The sequence below is a fragment of the Streptomyces sp. MK37H genome (assembly GCF_018035285.1).
Classification (GTDB): domain Bacteria; phylum Actinomycetota; class Actinomycetes; order Streptomycetales; family Streptomycetaceae; genus Streptomyces; species Streptomyces endocoffeicus.
The window spans coordinates 1-6,065 of record NZ_JAAAYH010000507.1 but is presented as its reverse complement, the minus strand read 5'-3'; the positions used below and the strand labels follow the sequence as shown (position 1 = coordinate 6,065).

Genomic DNA, 6,065 nt, shown 5'->3' with positions numbered 1-6,065 from the left:
GCCGCCGGAAGGCCCCGCCTGCGGCACGTCCGAAGCGACCACCTCCCCGGCCGACGCCCGACCCGGCACGCCCGGGACGGCACCTCCGCCGCCTTCCGCGCCTGCCCCGGTACCGGCCTGGCCATCCCCGGCACGCTCACTTGCCGCCCCGTTCCCGGCGGCGGCGACCCGGCCGGTGGCGCGCACACACGGCGCGTCCACGCCTGCGGAGCGGCTGGCCCCCGGCGCCCGTGACGGCGTGCCGGGGGCTCCCGCCGCCACGGGCGGCTCCTGGTCCAGCGCGCCTGCGGTGGCACCGTCGCCTCCCGCGTCCCCCTCCGAGGCGGCCTGTCCGGACCCACCGGGCCCGCCCGCCACTGCCCCCGTCTGCGGGGCGGTGCCCTCCGCCCGGCCGAGCGCCGCCCGGCCGAGCGCGCCCAGGCCCGACGCGTCCGTTCCGGTACGCCGGTCCCCGACCGTCTGCGCCATGAGGCGCTTCCGCGGGCCGCGTTCGCCGGAGGCAACCGCCTCCGCTCCTCCCGCCGGCGGCTCCGAGGCTCCCGCTTCGCCCGATGAGGCCCGGACCGGCACGTCGTCCGCGCCGTCCCCGCCCGGAGCCGCCCCGGTCCGGGCACTTCCCGCGCCCGCCTCCGAAACGCCCCGGCCGTGTCCGCCACGCTCGACCGCCGCACCCGTCGCGGCCCCGGCGCCCGCGTGCGGGGCGGCCTCTCGCGGGGACGCGGTGCCCTGTGCGGGCAGGGACGGGCCAGGCGAAGCGGCCCGGCCAGGGGGTGTGCGCTGGTCGGGGATGTCCGGCAGCACCGGTAGGCGGGGCTCGGACGCCAGGCGGGCTCGGGCCCGGCGTTCGGTGGCTTCGGCGGTGTGGTGGTCGTGGGCGGCGGCGGTGCGGAGGTCGAGTGCGGGGACCACCGCGTCGGCGGCGCGGGCGCGTTCCAGCAGCTCGCGCAGGCGGTCGTGGTCGGGTCGCTGCCGTTCGAGGTCGTCCGCCCGGCGGCGGGCCTCGGCGTGGCGGCGCTGGAGTTCGGCCCGTTCGCGGGTCGCGTCGGCGGTCCGCTGGGCGGCGTCGTGGGCCGCCTCGGCGGCTCGTACGGCGGACAGCGCGATGTCCCGCCGCTCGCGCGCGCCCGCCCGCGCGACGGCGGCCCACTCCAGGACGGCGTCGGCCAGCCCCGGCTCACCGGGGGTCAGTCCGGGCAGCGGATACCCGTCCAGCTCCGTGGTGCGACCCGCCGCCTGCGCCATGCGGTGGGCGAGCGCGAGCAGCCGCTCGTCCCCGGCCGCGACCCGCTTCTCCGCCGCCCGCCGCTGCTCCGCCAGCCGTTCCTCCACGGCGGCGAAGCGGCCGGTGTCGAACAGCTTGCCCAGCAGCTTGCCGCGCGCCAGCTCGTCGGCGCGCAGAAAGCGGGCGAAGTCGCCCTGCGGCAACAGCACCACCTGGCAGAACTGCTCCCGGCTCATGCCGAGCAGCTGCGCGATCTCCTCGCCGATCTCCTGGTGCGAGCGGCTGAGGGCCTTCCACTTCCCCGCCCCCGCGCTGGTCGAGGATGGCTCCGGGACGTACTCGCGCAGCAGGGTCTGCGCCTTCTCCCGCGTCATCCCCGTGCCCCGCTTCTTGGGGCGCGGCTGCTCGGGGCGCCGGGTGATCTCCAGGCGCCGCTCCCCGACGGTGCATTCGAGAACGACCTCGGTCGGGGTCAGCGGTTCGGCGTGGTCGCTGCGCAGCGAGAGCCCGCTGCCCTGGCGGGCGCCGGGCACCTGGCCGTACAGCGCGTAGCAGACCGCGTCCAGGACGGACGTCTTACCGGCGCCGGTCGGCCCGTGCAGCAGGAAGAGCCCGGCGGCGGACAGCTCATCGAAGTCGATCTCCTGGGTGGCGCCGAACGGCCCGAAGGCCGTGACGGCGAGCCGGTGCAGCCTCATCGCGCCGCCTCCCCCGCGGTCATCCCCGCGGTCGCCGTCGTCGCCCCCGCGCCGTTCTCCTCGCCCGGTACGACGCCCTCGTGCGCCTCGCTCCGTACCGCCTCCAGCGCGTCGCCGAGCAGCGCGCGCTCCGTCTCGTCCGGGCCGCGGCCGCCCCGCACATGGGCCACGAAGTCCTCGGCGATCTGCCGGTCCGAGCGGTCGCGCAGCCGCTGTGCGTACGAGGCGAGCGGATCCTCGGGGGGCCGCTCGGGGTCGAAGACCAGCGTGAGCACATGGGGGAAGCGCCGCGCCAGCCGGGCCATCGGCTCATGCGGCCGCACCGCGTCTGTCAGCGTGGCCTCGACCCACGCCTCCTCATGGCGGTCGAGGTCCGGATCGGCGAGCAACTCCTCGATCCGGCCGCGGATCCGGGCCAGCGGCCGCGGCACCGGGCACTCCGCTCGTTCGCACGACGGCGCCTCGCCCGCCGCCCCCAGCTCCACCACCCACATGGACTTGCGGTGCGCCGCCTCGGAGAAGGAGTACGCGAGCGGGGAGCCCGAGTAGCGGATGCGCTCGGTGATGGTCTGGCAGCCGTGCAGATGGCCGAGCGCCGCGTAGTCGACGCCGTCGAAGACCTCGGCGGGTACGGAGGCGACGCCGCCGACCGTGATGTCCCGCTCGCTGTCGCTGACCGCGCCACCGGTGACGAAGGCGTGCGCGAGGACGACGGACCGGGTGCCGGACGGCCGGGTGGCGAGGTCGGCGCGCACCCGGTCCATGGCGGCGCCCAGCACCGCCGTATGCCCGGCCGCCGAGGCGCCCAACTCCTCCCGCACCAGGCCGGGTTCGAGATACGGCAGACCGTAGAAGGCCACCTCGCCGTGGCCGTCGGAGAGGACGACGGGCGTGGCGCAGCCGGCGGGGTCGGTACGCAGATGGATCCCGGCCCGGTCGATCAGCCCGGCGCCGACGCCGAGGCGGCGGGCCGAGTCATGGTTGCCGGAGATCATGACCGTCGGCACCCCGAGGTCCGCGAGCCGGTGCAGGGCGTCGTCGAAGAGCTCGACGGCGGCGAGCGGCGGCACGGCGCGGTCGTAGATGTCGCCCGCGACGACCACCGCGTCGATGCGCCGCTCGCGCACGGTGGTGACGAGGTGGTCGATGAACTCCCGCTGCGCGGCAAGGAGGCTGACCCGGTGAAAGGAGCGTCCGAGGTGCCAGTCGGAGGTGTGCAGAATTCTCACAAGTGGTCTCCGACCTGCACTTCTGTCCTTCCTCCCACCCCAGTGGCCAGCATCACACCCGCGGCGTATACGCGGTGCGGGCACCGACCACGTTAGCCGCGGTCGGTGCCCGGTCTCTCACGGACCTCGTATTTCCCGCCCGTGTCGCGGCCCGATTCTCGGTTTTCCGCCCGTGGCTAGCCGTGGTGGTCCCTCCACCGCGCGTCCTCGGAGTCCTGGAGACCTTCGAAGGGGCGGGTGTCGAGGTAGTACCACTCCGCGGACGGACCCGGCTGTGACGGGCCGTAGAACGCGTCGTACAGCGCACCGGACGACGACCGCTCATGCGGCTGTGGCGGCGGCCACGACGGGGACACGGGCGAGGCCGCGGAGGCCAGCGGGAGTTCAGGCGAGGCCGCGGACGCCAACGGGGATTCGGGAGAGGACTCGGGCCCGGACTTTCGCCTCGGCTTCGGCCCCGGCCTCGGCTTCGGCCCCTGCCTCGGCTTCGGCCTCTGCCCCGGCCCCGGAAGGTCGGGCAGCAGCAACTCCACCCGTACGGTGCCCGACGCCCGCTTCTGCTCCACGAACTCCTCGATCTGGCTGCGGCAGGCGTGGTCCAGATGGGTCACCCCCATCAGGTCCAGCCGGATCCGCGGCGTCCCCGCCGACCCCACGGCCTCCAGCGCGTCGACCACCTTGGGCAGCCGCAGGAACGTGGCGTTGCCGGTCATGACCAGCTTCGCGGTATCGCCCTCCACCCGGTGCTCGATGGAGGTCTGCGACATCCGCAGCGCCGCCAGGACGATCCCTGCCGCGAGCCCGACCAGCACCCCCTCCAGCAGCGCGGTGGCGACGATCGTGCCCGTGGTGATGGCCATCACCACGAACTCACCGCGGTCCTGGCGCCACATCTTCGGGAACTGCTCGGGGGCGAGCAGCTTCCAGCCGCTGTGCACCAGCACACCCGCCAGCACCGAGATCGGGATCAGGGCGAGAACGCTCGGCAGCAGCAGCGCGAAGGCCAGCAGCCACAGGCCGTGCAGGGTGCGGGAGAGCCGGGTCCTGGCCCCGGCCTGCACATTGGCCGAGCTGCGGGCGACGACGGCGGTCATGGGCAGCGCGCCGAGGATGCCGCAGACGGTGTTGCCCGCGCCCTGGGCGATCAGCTCGGTGTTGTAGCGGGTGCGCGGACCGTCGTGCATCCGGTCCACGGCGGCTGCCGTGAACAGGCTCTCCGCCGAGGCGATGACGGTGAAGGTGAGGACGGCGGTGAGCACCGCCGGATCGGCGAGCCCCGCGAACTGCTCCGGCCCGGGGATCTGAACAGCCGACAGCAGATCGCCGACCTGAAGGGTCCTCACCTCCACACCGGGCAGCGCGGCGATCACGATGCCGATGGCGACGGCGACCAGCGCGGCGGGGATCTTGCTGACCGGCCCCGGCACCTTCTTCCAGACGAAGCTGAGGACGACCGTGGCGATGCCGAGCAACGCGGCGATCGCCGTTTGCGCGTTCGTGAAGGTGTCGAGGACATGCGCGGGGAAGCCGAGGATGTTCTCGATGGCCGTGCCGGGGGCCGTGGCATCGGCCAGCGGATACGACTGGCTGAACATCAGCGGCAGCCCGATCCCGGCGAGCATGCCCTGGACGACGGCGATGGAGATGGCCTGGAACATCCGGCCCAGCCGGATCATCCCCAGGCCGATCTGGAGCAGCCCGGACATCAGCACGATCACCCCGAGCATGGCGATGCCATGGGCCTCGACGGTCTCCGCGACAAGTGCCGTGAGCCCGGCGGCGGGCCCGCTGACCTGCAGGGCGCTGCCCCGGGTCATACCGACCACCAGCCCGCCGACGACACCGGTGATGATGCCGAGTTCGGCCGGGGTGCCGGAGGCGACGGCGACACCGATGCACAGGGGCAGGGCCACGAGGAAGACGACCAGGGAGGCGGTGATCTCGGTGCCGAGGTCGACGCCCTGGACGGTCCCGCCAATCCTTCCCTTGCCCTTACCCTTTCCCTCGCCCTTGGCTCTGGCGGTGTCCCCCGCCCCGCCGTCGGCCTTATGGAAGCCAGGAGCCTCGGCCGTTTCTCTTACGGTTCCAGCGGCGGGCGCATATGCCGGCATCGGTTGCGTCGACCGGGCGTCGCGCGCCCCTTCCGGCGGGAACACCTCGTCGATGTCGTACGACGGCGATGAAACCGGCTGAATCCGGCCACGGGCATGTCGTCCGCTCGTCATGAGTACGCCCGGACGTCACCGTCGTTATCGAGATCGAGTCCCTTGCCCGCGTTGCGCGGCTGGAATTCGGGAAATTGCCCGTCGGCCAGTTTCCGGTATTCACACGGAGCCCTCATCATGCCTCCCTGACGGGTGGTTGGACCAGATGCGAATCACCGTAGGGAGGGCCGTACCAGGCGAAGGCTAAACGAACACTAGAGCATGACAAGTTCTTCTCCAATATTCGGATCCGCGCTCGCAACATTACAAAAACCAGGAAGCCATTCCGGTATTGCGGTACACAGGTCCCCATGACCGTACGAGCGCTACTCATCGAGGATGACGAGACGATCGCCGAACCCCTCGTCGAGGGACTGGGGCGGTATGGACTGATGGTGGGTCATGTCAGCACCGGGGCAGCCGGGCTGGAGGGGCCGTACGGGGACATCGTTCTGCTCGACCTGGGACTGCCGGACATGGACGGCATCGACGTCTGCCGCGGTATCCGGCAGGTGTCCGATGTGCCGATCATCATGCTCACCGCCCGGGGTGAGGAGGCCGACCGGGTCCTGGGGCTGGAGCTGGGCGCGGACGACTACTTGGCGAAGCCGTTCAGCATGCGGGAGCTGATCGCCCGGATCCGCGCGGTGACCCGGCGCTCCCAACGCACCGCGACCGTCATGACTCCTCCTGCGATGGTGGCCGCCAAGGG

The 6,065-nt window shown here is 72.9% G+C and carries 4 protein-coding genes; 1 reads left to right on the top strand and 3 read right to left on the bottom strand.

Annotated elements, in window-relative coordinates:
• The 3 genes from GWI24_RS45895 to GWI24_RS39175 all read right to left on the bottom strand — a co-directional run.
• A partial coding sequence (locus tag GWI24_RS45895; protein ID WP_247617518.1) for an AAA family ATPase occupies positions 1-1,920 on the bottom strand: 1,920 nt, incomplete at its 3' end.
• The gene (locus tag GWI24_RS39180) at positions 1,917-3,149 is read right to left on the bottom strand and encodes an exonuclease SbcCD subunit D (RefSeq protein ID WP_210950796.1); all 1,233 of its coding nucleotides are present in this window, start codon (positions 3,147-3,149) and stop codon (positions 1,917-1,919) included. The genes GWI24_RS39180 and GWI24_RS45895, both read right to left, overlap by 4 nt.
• Before the next feature lie 176 nt (positions 3,150-3,325).
• Positions 3,326-5,260, bottom strand: coding sequence for a SulP family inorganic anion transporter (locus GWI24_RS39175; RefSeq protein WP_247617517.1), 1,935 nt, complete (start codon positions 5,258-5,260; stop codon positions 3,326-3,328).
• 404 nt (positions 5,261-5,664) lie between these two features.
• Between GWI24_RS39175 and GWI24_RS39170 the strand changes: the two genes are divergently transcribed.
• The coding region (locus GWI24_RS39170; protein ID WP_210950794.1) for a response regulator transcription factor at positions 5,665-6,065 on the top strand (401 nt) is incomplete at its 3' end.

Bases quoted from the DNA above. Each gene is read 5' to 3' on its own strand.
- GWI24_RS39175 (WP_247617517.1), bottom strand. From the start codon at position 5,260: ATGCCGGCATATGCGCCCGCCGCTGGAACCGTAAGAGAAACGGCCGAG.